Annotated in this window: 18 protein-coding genes; 14 read left to right on the top strand and 4 right to left on the bottom strand. The window is 68.4% G+C overall.

Translation table 11 applies throughout. The features are described 5' to 3' along the window. Positions 1-69 precede the first annotated feature (69 nt). Together H0B43_RS03615 and H0B43_RS03610 are read right to left on the bottom strand one after the other, a co-directional pair. Positions 70-513: a ferritin-like domain-containing protein gene (locus H0B43_RS03615; RefSeq protein WP_185729255.1), complete on the bottom strand. Its 444-nt coding sequence runs from the start codon at positions 511-513 to the stop codon at positions 70-72. Further along, positions 510-1037, bottom strand: a complete 528-nt coding sequence (locus H0B43_RS03610) for a hypothetical protein (RefSeq protein WP_185730122.1) — start codon at positions 1035-1037, stop codon at positions 510-512. Before H0B43_RS03610 ends, H0B43_RS03615 begins: the two co-directional genes overlap by 4 nt. Positions 1038-1244: 207 nt before the next feature. Between H0B43_RS03610 and rimP the strand changes: the two genes are divergently transcribed. From rimP to truB, 11 genes are all read left to right on the top strand, one after another. After that, positions 1245-1817, top strand: coding sequence for a ribosome maturation factor RimP (gene rimP, locus H0B43_RS03605; RefSeq protein ID WP_185729256.1), 573 nt, complete (start codon positions 1245-1247; stop codon positions 1815-1817). Then, positions 1814-2845, top strand: a complete 1032-nt coding sequence (nusA, locus tag H0B43_RS03600; protein WP_185729257.1) for a transcription termination factor NusA — start codon at positions 1814-1816, stop codon at positions 2843-2845. The genes rimP and nusA overlap by 4 nt, the downstream gene beginning before the upstream one ends. A 44-nt stretch (positions 2846-2889) precedes the next feature. Further along, on the top strand, positions 2890-3243 hold the full coding sequence (locus tag H0B43_RS03595) for a YlxR family protein (RefSeq protein ID WP_185729258.1): 354 nt from the start codon (positions 2890-2892) through the stop codon (positions 3241-3243). Positions 3244-3348: 105 nt separating this feature from the next. After that, positions 3349-6156 (top strand): translation initiation factor IF-2, encoded by a 2808-nt coding sequence (gene infB, locus H0B43_RS03590; RefSeq protein ID WP_185950055.1) that lies wholly within the window; start codon positions 3349-3351, stop codon positions 6154-6156. Positions 6157-6259: 103 nt separating this feature from the next. Beyond that, entirely contained in the window at positions 6260-6550 is a 291-nt protein-coding gene (locus H0B43_RS03585) for a DUF503 domain-containing protein (protein ID WP_005240674.1), read from the top strand. Positions 6551-6662: 112 nt separating this feature from the next. Beyond that, positions 6663-7157: a 30S ribosome-binding factor RbfA gene (rbfA, locus tag H0B43_RS03580; RefSeq protein WP_185729260.1), complete on the top strand. Its 495-nt coding sequence runs from the start codon at positions 6663-6665 to the stop codon at positions 7155-7157. Positions 7158-7167: 10 nt separating this feature from the next. After that, positions 7168-8169: a bifunctional oligoribonuclease/PAP phosphatase NrnA gene (locus tag H0B43_RS03575; RefSeq protein ID WP_185729261.1), complete on the top strand. Its 1002-nt coding sequence runs from the start codon at positions 7168-7170 to the stop codon at positions 8167-8169. 12 nt (positions 8170-8181) lie between these two features. Then, positions 8182-9570: an MATE family efflux transporter gene (locus H0B43_RS03570; RefSeq protein WP_185729262.1), complete on the top strand. Its 1389-nt coding sequence runs from the start codon at positions 8182-8184 to the stop codon at positions 9568-9570. Between the two features lies 1 nt (position 9571). After that, on the top strand, positions 9572-10501 hold the full coding sequence (locus H0B43_RS03565; protein ID WP_185729263.1) for a metallophosphoesterase: 930 nt from the start codon (positions 9572-9574) through the stop codon (positions 10499-10501). Further along, on the top strand, positions 10498-11181 hold the full coding sequence (npt, locus tag H0B43_RS03560) for a 4'-phosphopantetheinyl transferase Npt (protein ID WP_185729264.1): 684 nt from the start codon (positions 10498-10500) through the stop codon (positions 11179-11181). The genes H0B43_RS03565 and npt overlap by 4 nt, the downstream gene beginning before the upstream one ends. A 38-nt stretch (positions 11182-11219) precedes the next feature. Next, complete coding sequence (truB, locus tag H0B43_RS03555) at positions 11220-12137, top strand: tRNA pseudouridine(55) synthase TruB (protein ID WP_185729265.1); 918 nt, start codon at positions 11220-11222, stop codon at positions 12135-12137. A gap of 4 nt (positions 12138-12141) precedes the next feature. Here the strand turns inward: truB and H0B43_RS03550 are convergent, their stop codons facing one another. Then, entirely contained in the window at positions 12142-12855 is a 714-nt protein-coding gene (locus tag H0B43_RS03550; protein WP_185729266.1) for a metal-dependent transcriptional regulator, read from the bottom strand. Between the two features lie 175 nt (positions 12856-13030). Between H0B43_RS03550 and H0B43_RS03545 the strand changes: the two genes are divergently transcribed. From H0B43_RS03545 to H0B43_RS03535, 3 genes are all read left to right on the top strand, one after another. Then, positions 13031-14005 carry a bifunctional riboflavin kinase/FAD synthetase gene (locus tag H0B43_RS03545; protein ID WP_185729267.1) on the top strand — a complete coding sequence of 325 codons (975 nt, stop codon included), beginning with the start codon at positions 13031-13033 and terminating at the stop codon, positions 14003-14005. A gap of 110 nt (positions 14006-14115) precedes the next feature. Beyond that, complete coding sequence (gene rpsO / locus H0B43_RS03540) at positions 14116-14385, top strand: 30S ribosomal protein S15 (RefSeq protein ID WP_005240682.1); 270 nt, start codon at positions 14116-14118, stop codon at positions 14383-14385. Between the two features lie 312 nt (positions 14386-14697). Continuing rightward, positions 14698-16971 carry a polyribonucleotide nucleotidyltransferase gene (locus H0B43_RS03535; protein ID WP_185729268.1) on the top strand — a complete coding sequence of 758 codons (2274 nt, stop codon included), beginning with the start codon at positions 14698-14700 and terminating at the stop codon, positions 16969-16971. Between the two features lie 67 nt (positions 16972-17038). On the opposite strand, the gene H0B43_RS03530 is transcribed toward H0B43_RS03535, so the two are convergent. After that, positions 17039-17467, bottom strand: a complete 429-nt coding sequence (locus H0B43_RS03530) for a protein-tyrosine phosphatase family protein (RefSeq protein WP_185729269.1) — start codon at positions 17465-17467, stop codon at positions 17039-17041. Positions 17468-18027: the final 560 nt, after the last annotated feature.

Here is an 18027-nt window from a genome sequence, read left to right as displayed (position 1 = left end):
GGGGACGACGCTAGGGGGCGGACGATCCGCGCGGGTGCGGAATCCCGGTGGGCGGGAACCTGCGTGTCGTCAGGGCTGTCCGGGGAACGGGTCGGTGACCGGATCGGTTCCGAGTGCCGCGCGCCAGGTGGCTTCCCGGATGGCCGCCTCGCTCAGTGCCGTGACGCCGAGCGTGCGCGTGTCCTCGGTCTCGCCGTGTTCGACCACGGCCCGCCACGCGACGGCTGTGTCGGCCTCCACCTCGGCAGCGAGTTGCGCCGCCGTGATCGGGTCGGTGACCGGAAACGGCAGCGTGTAGCCCGCTTCGGCGACCGGGGCGGCCATGCCCGCCGTCGTCAGCGTGTCCAGGAGCGAGTCCCGGCGGGCGCGGTGAGCGGCCGCCGACGTGGCGACCTGCGGAGCCCGGGCCGGGTTGGAGAAGGCTGCGACCACGCCGTAGGCGAACACCGCCGAATGTTCGGCGGTCAACGCGTCGGCGAGGCTCCGGCCCTCGGCTTCGGTAGGAGTGGTCACGGCAGCACCACCGCCAGATACGTTCCGCAGGCGGCACTGATCGACGCGCAGAGACCGGCCCGGTAGGCCGTCAGGACGCGCGCCGAATCGGCTGCGCTGCGCTGCGACTCGGCCAGGTCGGCGCGCAGTTGATCGAGACCGGGCGGGGGTGCGGGTTCGGTCGGTGTCGTGGACGCCGCAGAGGACGTGGTCGGTGCGGTTCCATCCGGGTAAGTTCCTGCAGCCCTGGCGATTTCGGAGTCCAGGGCATCGGCGTGCGCGGTGCGCTGCGCACGGACCAGTTCCAGTGCGGCGGCCCGGTCGGGGAGCAGTGCGATCGTCGCGGCCGCGCCGGCGGCGTCACGGCGCGCCAACCGCGACTGCGCGACGAGGGAATCGACCTCGACGGCGGAGTCGCCGTCGCCGGCGCACCCCGCCAGGACGGGGACGGCCGCGATACCGAACGCCGAGGCTGCTGCGAACCGGAGAGCGGCGCGCCGGGACACGGCCGGACCGGACGTGGGGGGCCGGGAGACGGTGGGCATGAGCACCGGTCCATGGTGCCAGGTCGGGCCGCGATCCCGGGAATCGAGCACCGGGGCTGGTCACCGGTGCGTCGAATCGGCGTTACTCTTAGATGCTCGAACCCGTCACGACGGGTTCGTGGTGCTGCGTGCGCGGCACGAGGCCCTGACCGACCGACGAGTGACTGACTAACCGACGAGTGACAACTGAAACGAGGAGCTTCCCCGATGCCGGTTCCATCCAAGGAGAGGGTGACGGAGCTCATCTCCGATCTGGTGCAACGCCAGGGCTACGACTTGGAGGACGTTGCGGTCACCCTCGCGGGCAGGCACAGCGCGGTCCGGATCATGGTGGACAGCGACGCCGGACTCGAACTCGACGCGGTCGCGAAGCTGAGCCACGAGATCTCCGAGGTGTTCGACTCGGTCTCCGACTTCGGGGAGTCCCCGTACACGCTCGAGGTGACGTCCCCGGGCATCGACCGGCCGCTCACGCACGAGCGGCACTGGCGACGCGCCCGCGGACGCAAGGCGCGGATCGATCTCGCGCACGAGACGGTCGTAGGCCGGATCGGAGCCCTCGACGGCGATTCGGTCGCGGTCGTGATCGGCTCCCGGACGGGCCCGGAGGTTCGCCGCGTCGCCCTGGCGGACGTCCAGAAAGCTGTTGTGCAGGTGGAATTCTCGAAACCGGATCCGAGGGAACTGGAACTTGCGGGTGGAATTCCCGAGGGGCGCGTGGCGCCCGCGGACGCGGATGCGTCGGAAGATGAAGAAGTAGTAGAGGGGTTGGACAAGTGAATATCGACATCGCGGCGCTGCGCGCCATCGAGGCCGACAAGGGCATCTCGATCGAAACGGTCATCTCGACCATCCAGACGGCACTGCTCACCGCCTATCGGCACACCGAGGGCCATCAGCAGCACGCACGGATCGACGTCGACACCAAGAGCGGCATCGTGCGGGTGATGGCGCACGACGTCGACTCCGACGGCAACATGGTCGGCGAGGAGTGGGACGACACCCCGGAAGGGTTCGGCCGGATCGCCGCGACCACCGCCCGTCAGGTCATCCTCCAGCGGCTGCGCGACGCCGAACACGAGCGGAGCTTCGGCGAGTTCTCCACCCACGAGGGTGAGATCGTGGGCGGCGTCATTCAGCGCGACACCCGGGCGAACTCGCGCGGAATGGTCGTGGTGCGGATCGGCAGCGAAGCCAACGGCGCCGAGGGGCTGATCCCACCGGCCGAGCAGGTGCCCGGCGAGAACTACGAGCACGGCGAGCGGCTCAAGTGCTACGTCGTCGGAGTGGCCCGCGGGCAGCGCGGACCGCAGATCACCCTGTCGCGCACCCACCCGAACCTCGTGCGCAAGCTGTTCGCGCTCGAGGTGCCCGAGATCGCGGACGGTTCGGTCGAGATCATCGCAGTCGCCCGGGAGGCCGGTCACCGGTCGAAGATCGCCGTCCAGTCGCGGGTGCAGGGACTCAACGCGAAGGGAGCGTGCATCGGGCCGATGGGTCAGCGCGTGCGCAACGTGATGAGTGAGCTCGCAGGCGAGAAGATCGACATCATCGACTTCGACGACGACCCCGCCCGGTTCGTCGGCAACGCGCTGTCGCCCTCGAAAGTGGTCTCTGTCACTGTCGTGGACCCGGAGGCCCGGGCTGCACGTGTCGTCGTCCCCGACTTCCAGTTGTCCCTCGCCATCGGCAAGGAAGGGCAAAATGCCCGCCTTGCTGCGCGCTTGACCGGGTGGCGGATCGACATCCGCAGTGACGCCGCCCCGGCCCCCGAGTCGGCAGGCGGACCCGCCGCGACCAGTCGTTGAGCCGGGAATGCGGAGATCGGGGCGAGTCGGCGGTAGAGTGGTCAATGGTTCAGCATGAGCACCCCGATTCCGTGCGCGTTCCTACCGGTTCACCGGTGCGAACATGCATAGGATGTAGGGAGCGCGCGCTGGCTGTCGATCTGCTCAGGGTTGTGGTGGGTGAGAGCGGGCCGCAAGGTCACGTTCTCACTCCGGACCCGGGGCGCAGGCTTCCCGGACGAGGTGCGTGGCTGCACCCCGCCGAGGATTGCCTGAACCTCGCGGAAAGACGCCGAGCATTCGGCAGAGCACTGCGGGTGTCCGGAAGTGTCGACGTGTCAGAAGTCGACCACTGGGTACGCGCAGGGCACCCACCCAGAGCAGTACCTCTCGAACAGAACAGGCACAAGCACTCATGAGCACACCGTGAAGCACCAGCGATGATCGTCCATCGGAGATAACCCGAGGTCGTGCGGGCCCCTCTCAGGGGAGCCTCCTGCTCGACCTCATCAGTGAGGAGAGCAGTGGCAGGCAAGGCCCGCGTGCACGAGTTGGCTAAAGAACTCGGTGTCACAAGTAAAGAACTACTCGCAACGCTCAAGGAGCAGGGCGAGTTCGTGAAGTCGGCGTCCTCCACGGTGGAGGCGCCCGTCGCCAGGCGTCTGCGGGAGTCGTTCCCGTCGTCGAAGTCCGATTCCGCAGCCCGTCCGGCTGCCAAGCCCGGTGCCCCCGCGCCGAGCGCCCCGGCGACCGCAGCCAAGCCGGGCGGACCCCGTCCCGGTCCCAAGCCCGCAGCCCCGGCTCCGGCAGCGCCCGCTGCTGCAGCCCCGGCGCCCACCCCCGCGGCTCCGGCGCCGGCACCGGCGGCCCCCGCGGCGAGCGCAGCCACCCCGGCTGCACCGGCGAGCAACGCTCCCAAGCCCGGACGTCCGACCCCGGCTGCACCGGCTCCGGCCGCACCCGCGGCCCCGGCCGCGTCGGCTGCTGCCCCGGCGGCTCCGTCCACGGGTGCCAAGCCCGGCGGACCCCGCCCCGGCCCGAAGCCCCCGCGCGTCGGTAACAACCCGTACTCCTCGGCTCCCGCCGAGCGTCCGGCACCGCGTCCCGCTCCCGGCGCACCGCGTCCCGGTGCACCCCGTCCGGCTCCCGGTCAGGGCGGTCCCCGGCCGAGCCCCGGCTCGATGCCTCCCCGCCCGAACCCGGGCGCGATGCCTGCTCGTTCGGCACGTCCCGCCCCCGGCGGCCGTCCCGGCCGTCCCGGCGGAGCACCCGGTGGTCGTCCCGGTGGCGGCGGCGGTGGATACCGCGGTGGCGGAGCTCCCGGTGCCGGTGCAGGTGCGCCCGGTGGCGGAGCACCCGCCGGTGGTTTCCGCGGTCGTCCCGGTGGCGGTGGCCGCCCCGGTCAGCGTGGTGCGGCAGCAGGTGCGTTCGGTCGTCCCGGCGGCGCCCCGCGTCGTGGGCGCAAGTCGAAGCGTCAGAAGCGCCAGGAATACGATTCGATGCAGGCGCCCGCCGTCGGCGGCGTGCGGTTGCCCCGTGGCAACGGCGAGACCATTCGCCTCGCCCGCGGTGCTTCCCTGTCGGACTTCGCGGAGAAGATCGACGCGAACCCCGCAGCGTTGGTGCAGGCACTGTTCAACCTCGGCGAGATGGTGACGGCGACCCAGTCGGTCAACGACGAGACGCTGGAACTGCTCGGCGGCGAGATGAACTACGTCGTCCAGGTGGTCAGCCCGGAGGACGAGGACCGCGAGCTGCTCGACAGCTTCGACCTCACCTACGGCGAAGACGAAGGTGGCGAAGAGGACCTCGAGTCCCGTCCGCCGGTGGTCACCGTCATGGGCCACGTCGACCACGGTAAGACCCGACTGCTCGACACGATCCGTAAGGCCAACGTCCGTGAGGGCGAGGCCGGCGGCATCACGCAGCACATCGGTGCCTACCAGGTGCTCACCGAGCTCGACGGCAACGAGCGTCTCGTGACGTTCATCGACACCCCCGGTCACGAGGCCTTCACGGCCATGCGTGCCCGTGGTGCCAAGGCCACCGACCTCGCGATCCTGGTCGTCGCCGCCGACGACGGCGTCATGCCGCAGACGGTGGAAGCGATCAACCACGCCCAGGCGGCCGACGTGCCGATCGTGGTCGCGGTGAACAAGATCGACAAGGAAGGCGCGAACCCGGACAAGATCCGGCAGCAGCTCACCGAGTACGGACTGGTCGCCGAGGAATACGGCGGAGACACCATGTTCGTCGACATCTCGGCGAAGCAGGGCACCAACATCGATGCACTGCTCGAGGCCGTGCTGTTGACGGCGGACGCTGCCCTGGACCTGCGGGCCAACCCGGACATGGACGCTCAGGGTGTCGCCATCGAGGCGCACCTCGACCGTGGACGCGGCCCCGTCGCGACCGTGCTCATTCAGCGCGGAACGCTGCGGGTCGGCGACTCGATCGTGGCCGGCGACGCATACGGTCGTGTGCGCCGCATGGTCGACGAGCACGGCGAAGACGTTCTCGAGGCTCTGCCCTCGCGTCCCGTCCAGGTGGTCGGCTTCACGTCGGTCCCCGGCGCAGGCGACAACCTGCTCGTGGTCGACGAGGACCGGATCGCCCGGCAGATCGCCGACCGGCGCAATGCGCGTAAGCGCAACGCACTGGCCGCGAAGAGCCGCAAGCGCATCAGCCTCGAGGACCTGGACTCGGCTCTCAAGGAGACGTCGCAGCTCAACCTGATCCTCAAGGGCGACAACTCGGGAACCGTGGAGGCCTTGGAAGAGGCTCTGCACGGCATCGAGATCGACGACGAGGTGCAGTTGCGGGTCATCGACCGGGGTGTCGGTGGCGTCACCGAGACCAACGTCAACCTGGCCGCTGCGTCGAACGCGATCATCATCGGGTTCAACGTCCGCGCCGAGGGCAAGGCGACCGAGTTGGCGAACCGCGAGGGCGTCGACATCCGGTACTACTCGGTGATCTACCAGGCCATCGACGAGGTCGAGAAGGCGCTCAAGGGCATGCTCAAGCCGATCTACGAAGAGGTCGAGCTGGGCAAGGCGGAGATCCGCGCGATGTTCCGTTCGTCCAAGGTCGGCAACATCGCCGGTTGCCTCGTCACCTCGGGTAGCATCCGTCGCAATGCGAAGGCCCGGCTGCTGCGTGACAACACGGTTGTCGCCGAGACCGTCACCATTTCCTCGCTCAAGCGGGAGAAGGAAGACGTTGTCGAGGTACGCGAGGGTTACGAGTGCGGTTTGACGCTCACCTACTCCGACATCAAGGTCGGTGACGTCATCGAGGCCTACGAGCTTCGGGAAAAGCCGCGCGACTGAGTCCCCATCCGTTTGGGGTGACGTAGCAGCGTCATCCGGCGTGCGCTTCTCCGGCCGAGTCGATCGGCCGGAGAAGCGCACGTCTCCCCGAAGGAGGAAAAGTTTGTACGTCGGTGCGCTCGAGCTCGACATCTTGCTCGGTGACGTGCGATCTCTGAAAGAGAAGCGTGCAATGGTCAAGCCGGTTCTGGCGGAGCTGCGACGTTACGGTGTCTCGGCGGCCGAGACCGGCGAACAGGATCGGTACCGCCGGTCCATGCTCGGTGTCACCATGGCGAGTTCGGCGGTCGATCATGTGCACGAGGTGCTCGACACGTGCGAACGACACGTCGCCGAGTTGCCCGAACTGCAACTACTTGCGGTCCGGCGAAGGATTTTCGGCCCCGAGGACTGACTCGGAGCGCCCTGCCCGTCCCGCCGCCCCCGCGGCCCGGCGTGCAGAATGAACAACAGCTACACACAACGTCACAACTTATCGAGCGGCCAGGGAGAGGAGTCTGATTGTCATGGTGGATCCCGCCCGGGCACGCAAACTCGCCAAGCGCATCGGAACGATCGTCGCGACGGCGATCGACCACGAAATCAAGGACCCTCGCCTGGCGTTCGTCACCATCACCGACACGAAGGTGACGGCCGACCTCCACGACGCCACGGTGTACTACACCGTGATGGGCGCGGACCTCGAGTCCGAACCCGATCTCGTCTCCGCCGCCGCGGGGCTGGAGAAGGCGAAGGGGGTGCTGCGTTCGAAGGTGGGCGCAGGCACCGGAGTCCGTTTCACGCCGACGCTGACGTTCGTCGCGGACACGGTCCCCGACACCGCACGGCACATGGAGGAACTCCTCGCCCGGGCCCGCGCCGCCGACGACGAGGTCGCGCGTGTCGCGGCCGGTGCGTCTCCGGCCGGCGACCCCGATCCCTACAAGGAGCCCCGAGTCGAGGACGCGGACGACGCCGACGTCGACGTCGACGAGCCGTCCGGTTCGCGCCAGGCGGACTGACGCGACCGACATGACCCACACTCAGGAGACGTCCCTGTCTGATCTCGATCGTTGCGAGGTGTTCCTGCCGCAGGCGGTCGCCGTTCTCGAGAACGCGACATCGGTGACGATTCTGTGTCACGTCCAACCCGACGCCGACACGATCGGCAGCGGTCTCGCGCTGGCGTTGGTGCTCGAGCGCAAGGGAATTCCGGTGCAGGTCGCGTTCGGTGCGCCGGACGAACTGCCGGAGTCGATGCGCGAACTGCCGGGCACCCACCTGCTGGTGCCTTCGGATCAGGTGCGCCGCAACGTCGACCTGCTGGTGACGGTCGACTGCGGCAGTGCCGGGCGTCTCGGGAAGCTCGCCGACCGGCTCGCGACGGCGGGGGAGACCCTCGTCATCGATCATCACCGCTCCAACACCCGCTTCGGCCGCATGAACCTGATCGACGAGTCGGCGGAATCGACCACCGCGGTCCTGGCGCAGATGTTCGACGTGTGGGGTGTGGACATCGACGCCGACCTCGCGCACTGCCTGTATGCGGGGCTCGTCACCGACACCGGTTCGTTCCGCTGGGTGCAGCCGGGCACCCACACCCTCGCGGAGAGACTCCTCGCCACCGGCATCGATGGCGCCCGCATCGCGCGGCGTCTGCTCGACACCCATCCGTTCGGCTGGCTGCCCATGCTGTCCTCGGTACTCGGCTCGGCGACGCTCGTCCCCGAAGCGGCGGGCGGGCGCGGACTGGTCTACGCCGTCATCCGGCAGGCCTACGTCGGCGGTCTGCGCTCCGAGGAGATCGAGAGCGTCATCGACATCGTCCGGACGACGTCCGAGGCGGAGGTCGCCGCCGTCCTCAAGGAGGCGGTGAACGGCACCTGGTCGGTGTCGCTGCGGTCGAAGTCCGATGTGGACGTCTCGCTCGTCGCCGGTTATCTCGGTGGCGGCGGGCACCGGTTCGCGGCGGGCTACACGGCCGACACCTCCGCAGACGAGATCGTGGCCTCGCTCGTCGAGTCGCTCGGTTGAGGTCGGAATTCCTTGGTCGACGTCTCTGAAGTCACGGGCGACGCCACCGCCCGGACGGTGTTCGGGCTGGCCCTGCCGGCACTCGGTGTTCTCGCCGCCGAACCGATCTATCTCCTCTTCGACATCGCCGTCGTCGGGCGCCTGGGTGCGCTGGCGCTCGCCGGACTTGCCGTCGGCGGACTCATCCTCGCGCAGGTCAGCACGCAGCTGACGTTCCTGTCCTACGGCACGACGGCGCGTGCGTCCCGGATGCACGGGGCCGGCGACGAGCGCGCCGCGGTGCGGGAGGGCGTCCAGGCCACGTGGCTGGCGCTCGGCATCGGCGCCCTCGTGATCGTGCTCGCCCACCTGTGCGCGCGACCGGTCACGTCGGCGATCGCCGGCAGTTCCGACATCGCGGCAGCCGCCGAGAGCTGGTTGCGGATCGCCGTGTTCGGAGCGCCGCTGATTCTCGTCGCGATGGCCGGGAACGGGTGGATGCGCGGGGTGCAGAACACGGTGCGACCACTGCGTTTCGTCCTCGCCGGCCTCGTCGTGTCGGCCGTGGCCTGCCCGGTGCTGGTGCACGGACTGTGGGGCGCCCCGCGCCTGGAACTCGAGGGGTCGGCCGTCGCCAACGTGGTCGGGCAGGCGGTGTCCGCGAGCTTGTTCGTCGGCGCGCTGGTCGTCGAGCGAGTGCCGTTGCGTCCGCGGTGGCGCGTCATGCGCGCGCAGATGGTGCTCGGCCGGGATCTGATCCTGCGGAGCCTCGCGTTCCAGGCGTGCTTCCTCTCGGCGGCCGCCGTGGCGTCCCGCTTCGGGGCGGCCGCGGTCGCCGCGCACCAGGTGGTGCTGCAGTTGTGGAACCTCGTCGCGCTCACCCTCGACTCCCTCGCGATCGCCGCACAGGCGTTGGTCGGAGCGGCGCTGGGAGCGGGGCACGCGAAGGGTGCGACGCGGCTGTCGTGGCGGATCACCCGGTGGTCCACGATCTTCGCGACGGGATTGGCCCTGTTCTTCGCTCTGGGCCACGGGGTGATACCCGAACTGTTCACGTCCGATCGGGCCGTGCTCGACGAGATGGCGGTGGCCTGGTGGTTCTTCGTCGCGATCATGCCCGTCGCCGGAGTCGTGTTCGCTCTCGACGGGGTGCTGCTCGGGGCCGGCGACGTCGCCTTCCTCCGGAACGCGACGCTGTCGTGCGCGTTGGTCGGATTCCTGCCGCTGATCTGGCTGTCGATGCTGCGGGACTGGGGCCTCGCGGGAATCTGGACGGGCCTCACGGTGTTCATAGTTCTTCGGATGCTCGCGGTCGTGTGGCGCGTCGGTTCGGGCCGCTGGGCCGTGGTCGGGACCGACCTGCAGGCGCGGCGCGGATCGGACAGTGTTCCGGCAGCGGAACACGATCGGAAAGGTGGTTGACGTGGCACCCAAATTGATGGCGGTGAGCGACACCCATGTGGGGCACCGGGGAAACCGGCCGATCACCGAGGACATCTACCCCGACTCGCCGGAGGACTGGCTGATCGTCGCGGGCGACGTGTCGGAGAAGACCGACGACATCCGGTGGGCGCTGAAGCTTCTGTGCAGCCGGTTCGCCAAGGTCATCTGGGTGCCGGGCAACCACGAACTGTGGACGACGGCGAAGGATCCGGTGCAGATCCACGGCGCCGCCCGGTACGACTACCTGGTCACCATGTGCCGCGAGATCGGCGTCGTCACTCCGGAAGATCCGTTCCCGGTGTGGGAGGACGAGGACGGACCGGTGACGCTGGTCCCGATGTTCCTGCTGTACGACTACACGTTCCTGCCCGAGGGCGCCACCACGAAGGAGGAGGGTCTCGCGATCGCACGCGAGAAGAACGTGGTCGCCACGGACGAATTCCTGCTGTCGAGTGAACCGTTCGGGACCCGGGACGCCTGGTGCCGCAACCGTGTCGAGACAACGAAGGCGCGCCTGGACGCCCTGCCTACGGGAACGCGAACCGTCCTGATCAACCACTTCCCGTTGGTCCGTGAACCGACGCAGGTGCTGTGGTACCCGGAGTTCTCCCTGTGGTGCGGCACCGAACTGACCGCGGACTGGCACACCCGGTACAACGCCGTCTGCGCCGTGTACGGGCACCTGCACATTCCGCGCACCACCTACTACGACGGGGTGCGGTTCGAAGAGGTGTCGCTGGGCTACCCGCGGGAGTGGCAGCGGCGCGGACTGCCCGACCGGTTGCTGCGGCAGATCCTCCCGGTGCCGGAGTATCCGCCGGGAACCCTGAACAAGTGGGGAGGCCACTTCAAGGTCACACCCGAGCAGGAAGCCGAAGTGGAGAAGATGCGGGCGAGGGGGGCCCTGTGATCGAGAGAATCCTGCCTGCCGGAGTGGTGTCCTCGGAACTGTTCGAGGACCCGCCGGGACTGCGTCCGCACCCGCAGGAAGAAGCTCTGATCGGCCGGGCGGTGGAGAAGCGCCGACGCGAGTTCACGACCGCCCGCCACTGCGCACGACTGGCCATGGCGAAGCTCGGTGTCGACCAGGCCCCGGTTCTCCGGGGCGACAAGGGTTCCCCGGTGTGGCCGCGTGGCGTCGTCGGGAGCCTCACCCACTGCGACGGTTATCGCGGCGCGGTGCTCGGTTACGCGATGCGGGTGCGGTCCGTGGGAATCGACGCGGAACCGCACGAGGCGCTGCCCGACGGTGTGCTCGACGCCGTGAGCCTGGCCTCCGAACGGGACTGGCTGTCGGGCCCGGCGGACGCGGCGCAGTGGCGCTCGGCCACCGGCGGTCCGGTACACCGGGACAGGCTGCTGTTCTGCGCCAAGGAGGCAACATACAAGGCGTGGTTCCCGCTCACCGGCCGGTGGCTCGGTTTCGAGGACGCGCATATCACGTTCGAGGCGTCCGGGGACGGCACCGGCACGTTCCATTCGGATCTCCTCATCTCCGGGGAAACCGTCGGCGGACCACCACTCGCGTCGTTCGACGGACGGTGGATGGTGTCGGACGGTCTCATCATCACGGCCATTGCGGTGCACTGATTTCGGTGCGGTGACGTCGGCTGGCAGAATCGGACCTCGTGTCTGCACGTGAAAAGCCCTCTTCCGGTCTCGTCGGCGCCGGACTGCTCATCGTCGACAAGGACGCGGGCATCACCAGCCACGACGTGGTGGCCCGGTGCCGCAAGCTGCTCGGAACCCGGAAGATCGGGCACGCCGGCACGCTGGACCCGATGGCCACGGGTGTGCTCGTCCTCGGTGTCGAGCGGGCGACGAAACTGCTGGGGCTCCTCGCACTGACCACCAAGGCGTACACGGCCACGATCCGGCTGGGGCAGGCCACGACCACCGACGACGCCGAGGGTGAGGTCGTCGCGTCGGCCGATGCGTCCGGCGTGACGGACGACGACGTCGCCGCGCAGGTGCAGGCCCTCACCGGCGACATCCAGCAGATCCCGTCGAGTGTCAGCGCGATCAAGGTGGACGGGCGGCGGGCGCATGCCCTGATCCGTGCGGGCGAGGAGTTCGAACTCTCGCCGCGCTCGGTCACGGTGTCGCGGTTCGAGGTCGTCGGCCGGCGGTCCGACGGCACGTTCACCGACCTCGACGTCGAGGTGGAATGCTCGTCCGGCACGTACGTGCGGGCGCTCGCGCGTGACCTGGGCATCGCGTTGATCGGTGTGGGCGGGCACCTCACCTCGCTGCGGCGGACCCGGGTGGGTCCGTTCACGCTCGAGCACTCGCGGACGTTGGAACAGCTCGCCGACGAACCGGGGGTCAGCCTCGACATCGACGCGGCCGCACAGACCGCGTTTCCGCACCGGCAGATCGACGCGGACGAGGCCGAATCGATCAGTCAGGGACGGTGGCTCGAACCGATCGGTATCAAGGGCGTGTACGCCGCGATCGACCCGAGCGGGCACACCATCGCGCTGCTGCAGGAACGCGGGCGGCGGGCGAGTTCGGTGATGGTGGTCCGCCCCGCGACGCTCAGATAGCCGCTCACACCAGCCAGATGGCCTGGGCTGCCGGGTTTCCGAGCTCGATCGAGTCCTCCTGCGAGTCGAGCCGGATCGACACGGTTCCGGCGAAGTCGCGTCGCTCCAGCACCGTGACCGTGACATCGAGTGCGACACCGACCGAATCGAAGTAGCGGAGCATTGCCGGGTCGGAGTCCGAGATCCGAGCGATGCGGCCGCTCTCGCCGTTGACGAAGTCGCTGAGTTGGCGCGCCGGGGGAGTGGGCACCGAGCCGTCGACCGACGGAATCGGATCGCCGTGCGGGTCGCGCTCGGGATGGCCCAGCTTGGCGTCCATCCGGGCGATCATGAGATCCGAGACGGCATGTTCGAGGACCTCCGCCTCGTCGTGAACCTCGTCCCAGCCGTACCCCAGTTCGTGCACGAGATACGTCTCGATGAGGCGGTGCCTGCGGACCATCCCGACGGCAGCGACGCGGCCCGCCTCCGTCAGGGCGATGGACCCGTACCGGGCGTGATCGACGAGGCCCTGGTCGGACAGCTTCCGGATGGCCTCCGACACGGTGGACGCCGACACCCCGATCTTCTCGGAGAGCAGCTTGGTGGACACCCGTTCCTGCGACCACTCCTGAACGGTCCAGATGACCTTGAGGTAGTCCTGCGCCACTGCCGAGAGTGCCCCGGTGTCGGAGGCGGAGCCCTCGGTCACGCTCTGGTCATTTTTGTTCACGGCCACGCCAACGAGCTTAGGCACGTCTTACCGGCGAGACACATCGACACACCTGTTCTGCCCGGGAGGGGCCGAACCCGCCACCGTGAACGGCGAGGTGACGACCTTTCGGCGGGCCGCGCGGGCGCGGACACCCGGTCCGAAGATGAACATCGGCGCGCGGCACCGTAGGCTGCCACTCGTGCTGAGATGGCGTGGTCTCGACGAGGTTCCTGCCGACTGGGGTCGTTGTGTTCTCACGATCGGCGTATTCGATGGCGTGCACCGAGGTCACGCCCAACTGATCAGTCGAGCGGTGGCGGCTGCCCGCACGCGTGGAATACCCAGCGTGCTCATGACTTTCGATCCTCATCCGATGGAAGTGGTTCGCCCGGGCAGTCATCCCGCCCAGCTCACGACGCTCGCCCGCCGGGCGGAGCTGGCCGAGGAGCTGGGCATCGACGTCTTCTGCGTCATGCCGTTCACCGCCGAATTCATGAAGCTGACGCCGGAGCGGTACGCCCACGAGATCCTCGTGGAGCGCCTGCACGTGGCGGACGTGGTTGTCGGCGAGAACTTCACGTTCGGCAAGAAGGCTGCCGGCAACGTCGACCTGCTCCGTCAGATCGGTGACCGGTTCGGTTTCGCCGTCGACGGTGTGACGTTGCTCGCAGAGCATGCCGTGACGTTCTCGTCCACCTACATCCGTTCGTGCGTGGACGCGGGCGACATGGCCGCCGCGACGGAGGCCCTGGGCCGGCCGCACCGCGTCGAAGGTGTCGTCGTCCACGGTGACGGTCGCGGCCGTCAGCTCGGCTATCCGACCGCGAACGTGGCCCCGCCCATGTATGCCGCGATTCCCGCGGACGGCGTGTATGCCGCGTGGTTCACGGTGCTCGGCCACGGAGTCGATCTGGGCACGGTCACCTCCGGTGAGCGCTACATGGCCGCCGTGTCGGTGGGCACCAATCCCACGTTCTCCGGGCGGACCCGCACGGTCGAGGCCTTCGTGCTCGACCGGGAAGCCGACCTGTACGGGCAGCATGTGGCCGTCGACCTGGTGGAACGTCTGCGCGGTATGGAGAAGTTCGACTCCGTCGACGACCTGATCGTCGCGATGGGCAAGGACGCCGAGCGTGCGCGCGGGATCCTCGCGGCATCCGAAGACGTGCGGTAAGAGCGCGGCATTTCAGCTGGTAGAGTAGATCGCTGGCGTGCGCTGCGGTTCGCGGTGGCCGCGCCGAGTTTCGATCCTTTCACGCGAACGTCATCACCAGGAGTGAACAAGTGGCTTTGACCACCGAAGAGAAGAAGCAGGTTCTGAGCGAGTACGGCCTGCACGAGACCGACACCGGTTCGCCGGAGGCGCAGGTGGCCATGCTCACCAAGCGCATCGTCGACCTCACCGAACACCTCAAGATGCACAAGCACGACCACCACTCCCGCCGCGGCCTCCTGCTGCTGGTCGGACGCCGTCGTCGTCTGCTCAAGTACGTCCAGAAGGTCGACATCGAGCGTTACCGCTCGCTGATCGAGCGTCTCGGCCTGCGTCGCTGAGTTTCGCACACCGCGATCATTTCGATCGCGAATCACTCCGGTAGCCGGCGGGGCCTTGCTTAGACTGGGCCTCGCTGGCTATCGGCGTTAGCTGCCGAGGGCAGCACTACCGTATGCACCCGAGAATGTGGTGTCGGTCTTCGGTAGTGGTCTTCCGGACACGGTCCGGGGGACTTCGATCGACGACCGCCTCCGCACAGTGACATCCCGAGAACTCGAGAGGGGGATGTCCCTCAGGTGCGCAGTTCTCGCCAGGAGGGTGAGAACGCCCCCGCGGGTACGGCGAAGACGAGTGGGAAGTGAAAAGAAGAGATGACAGAGAATTCCGCAGTAGAGGTCGATGAGGGCGTGTTCGAATCCACCGCCGTGATCGACAACGGGTCCTTCGGAACCCGCACCATTCGATTCGAGACCGGTCGCCTCGCCCAGCAGGCCGCCGGCGCCGTCGTCGCCTACCTGGACGACGAGACCATGCTGCTGTCCGCGACGAGCGCCAGCAAGCACCCCAAGGAGCACTTCGACTTCTTCCCCCTCACGGTGGACGTCGAGGAGCGCATGTATGCAGCGGGCCGCATCCCCGGCTCCTTCTTCCGTCGTGAGGGCCGTCCCTCCACGGACGCCATCCTGACCTGCCGCCTGATCGACCGTCCGCTGCGCCCGTCGTTCGTCGACGGACTGCGCAACGAGATCCAGGTCGTCGTCACGGTGATGAGCCTGAACCCGCAGGATCTGTACGACGTGGTCGCGATCAACGCCGCGTCCGCCTCCACGCAGATCGCCGGACTGCCGTTCTCCGGTCCCGTCGGCGGTGTGCGCGTCGCGCTGATCACGTCGGACGAGAACAAGGCCGGCCAGTGGGTGGCATTCCCCACCGTCGAGCAGCTCGAGAACGCCGTCTTCGACATGGTCGTCGCCGGCCGCATCGTCTCCGGTTCCGGTGACGACGCCGACGTCGCGATCATGATGGTCGAGGCCGAGGCCACCGACAACGTGATCTCCCTGATCGACGGTGGCGCACAGGCTCCCACCGAGGCGATCGTGGCCGAGGGCCTCGAGGCCGCGAAGCCGTTCATCGCCCGCCTCTGCACCGCGCAGCAGCAGCTCGCGGCCAAGGCGTCGAAGCCGACCGGCGAGTTCCCCGTCTTCCCGGCGTACCAGGACGACGTGTTCGCCGCCGTCGAGGCCGCCGCAGCCGAGAAGCTGAGCGCCGCCCTCACGATCGCGGGCAAGCAGGAGCGCGACGACAAGACCGACGAGGTGAAGGTCGAGGTCCTCGAGCAGGTCGCCCCGAACTTCGAGGGTCGCGAGAAGGAAATCGGCGCGGCGTTCCGCTCGCTGACGAAGAAGCTGGTGCGTCAGCGCATCCTGCGGGACCAGTTCCGCATCGACGGTCGTGGCATCACGGACATCCGGTCGCTGTCGGCCGAGGTCGCCCTCGTCCCGCGTGCGCACGGTTCCGCCCTGTTCGAGCGCGGCGAGACCCAGATCCTGGGTGTCACCACCCTCGACATGGTCAAGATGGCGCAGCAGGTCGACTCGCTCGGGCCCGAGACCACCAAGCGGTACATGCACCACTACAACTTCCCGCCGTACTCCACCGGTGAGACGGGACGCGTCGGTTCGCCGAAGCGTCGCGAGATCGGTCACGGCGCGCTGGCCGAGCGGGCGCTCATGCCCGTGCTGCCCAGCGTCGAGGAGTTCCCTTACGCCATCCGTCAGGTGTCGGAGGCCCTCAGCTCCAACGGCTCCACGTCGATGGGTTCCGTGTGCGCGTCGACGCTCGCACTGCTCAATGCCGGTGTGCCGCTGAAGGCTCCGGTTGCCGGTATCGCCATGGGCCTCGTGTCCGACCAGGTCGACGGGGAGACCCGTTACGTGGCGCTGACCGACATCCTCGGCGCCGAAGACGCGTTCGGCGACATGGACTTCAAGGTCGCGGGCACCAAGGACTTCGTCACGGCTCTGCAGCTCGACACGAAGCTCGACGGGATCCCGTCGAAGGTCCTCGCCGGCGCGCTGTCGCAGGCCAAGGATGCCCGGGCAACGATCCTCGAGGTCATGGCCGAGGCCATCGACACCCCCGACGAGATGAGCCCGTTCGCCCCGCGCGTCACGGCCATCAAGGTGCCCGTCGACAAGATCGGTGAGGTCATCGGCCCCAAGGGCAAGATGATCAACTCGATCACCGAGCAGACCGGCGCCAACATCTCCATCGAAGATGACGGCACCGTGTTCGTCGGTGCTGCGGACGGCCCGTCCGCGCAGGCCGCGATCGACATGATCAACGCCATCGCCAACCCGCAGCTCCCGAAGGTCGGCGAGCGCTTCCTGGGCACGGTCGTCAAGACCACCGCCTTCGGTGCGTTCGTGTCGCTCCTCCCGGGTCGCGACGGATTGGTGCACATCTCGAAGCTGGGCAGCGGCAAGCGGATTGCCAAGGTCGAGGACGTCGTCAGCGTCGGCTCGAAGTTGCGTGTCGAGATCGCCGACATCGACAACCGCGGCAAGATCTCGCTGATCCCCGTCGAGGAAGACGGCGCTGCGGCTCCGGCCGAGCAGAGCGAAGAGGCGGCTGCCGAGAAGTAACATTCTCGCAGTTCGCACCCCGGCGGCCCCGCACGATGTCCTTCGTGCGGGGCCGCCGGTCTGTCGGTCAGGCGAACCGTTCGACGTACCGCCGCTGCCACGGGGTCTCGACCGCGTGACGGTGGTAGTGCCGCCGGACGAACGCGACCGCGTCCCGCGCCGGGACTCCGTCGAGTACGGCGACGCAGGCGAAGGCAGTGCCGGTGCGGCCGCGGCCGCCGCCGCACGCCACCTCCACCCGTTCGGTGGCGGCCCGTCGCCACACCTCATCCAGCGCATCGTGGGTGTCGCGGTGATCCCGCGGCAGCCAGAAATCGGGCCACCGGACCCACCGGGTGTTCCACTGCGCCGGCGGCGGATTCTTCCCCAGCAGGTAGACGGCGAAATCGGGAAGGGGGCCCTCCGGGAGTGGTCGGCGCAGGCCCCGGCCGCGGACGAGTCGGCCGGACGGAAGGCGCATCACTCCCGGCGCGTCGGCATCCCACGTATCGACCATGGTGCCCATTTTATGGGCAGGCCCTCCGGAAGACCCCGCCTTCGGGCACGGGGACGGTGGTGCTCCGGTCGATACCGGCGGCGACCACGACGTCCTCGGTATATCCCAGTGCGCGCAATTCACGTCCCGACGCACACACCGCGAGGGACCGTGGCAGCGATCACCGCCACCGCGGACGTCGGCGTGCAGTGCCGGGCGTTCCAGCCCGCCACGGCGGTCGCATTTCGGAGAGATGCTCCGCGGAATCGTCGTTCCGTCGGTAGCGAAGTACGTCGATGCCGGCGTCGACCGCCACCGTGAGCGTGGCGGTGAACGACCGGACCATGGGTTGTGCCCCCATCACCCTGCTCGTCGGGGAGACCCTATGCGGCCGAACGGGAATGCTCCAAGCAGAGGACGCCCCTGAGTCCGGGCTCGGGGTGACCTGTTGTAATGGAGACACGAGAAGGGGGAGAGCAGATGAGTGACGTGTTCATAATCTGTGCGGTGTTGGCCGGTGGCATAGGGGTCGTGGGGTTGGCGGTCGCTCTGTTCGGGGGTGCGGAATCGAGTGGTCGGTG

The sequence above is a fragment of the Rhodococcus sp. 4CII genome, assembly GCF_014256275.1.
In the GTDB taxonomy this organism is placed as follows: Bacteria; Actinomycetota; Actinomycetes; order Mycobacteriales; family Mycobacteriaceae; genus Rhodococcus_F; species Rhodococcus_F wratislaviensis_A.
This window is presented reverse-complemented; position numbering and strand designations above follow the sequence as displayed.

Excerpts from the sequence above, each read along its gene's own strand:
- H0B43_RS03610 (WP_185730122.1), bottom strand. The coding sequence starts at position 1,037 with ATGCCCACCGTCTCCCGGCCCCCCACGTCCGGTCCGGCCGTGTCCCGG.
- rimP (WP_185729256.1), top strand. The coding sequence starts at position 1,245 with ATGCCGGTTCCATCCAAGGAGAGGGTGACGGAGCTCATCTCCGATCTG.
- H0B43_RS03595 (WP_185729258.1), top strand. The coding sequence starts at position 2,890 with ATGGTTCAGCATGAGCACCCCGATTCCGTGCGCGTTCCTACCGGTTCA.
- rbfA (WP_185729260.1), top strand. The coding sequence starts at position 6,663 with ATGGTGGATCCCGCCCGGGCACGCAAACTCGCCAAGCGCATCGGAACG.
- H0B43_RS03575 (WP_185729261.1), top strand. The coding sequence starts at position 7,168 with ATGACCCACACTCAGGAGACGTCCCTGTCTGATCTCGATCGTTGCGAG.
- H0B43_RS03535 (WP_185729268.1), top strand. The coding sequence starts at position 14,698 with ATGACAGAGAATTCCGCAGTAGAGGTCGATGAGGGCGTGTTCGAATCC.
- H0B43_RS03530 (WP_185729269.1), bottom strand. The coding sequence starts at position 17,467 with ATGGTCGATACGTGGGATGCCGACGCGCCGGGAGTGATGCGCCTTCCG.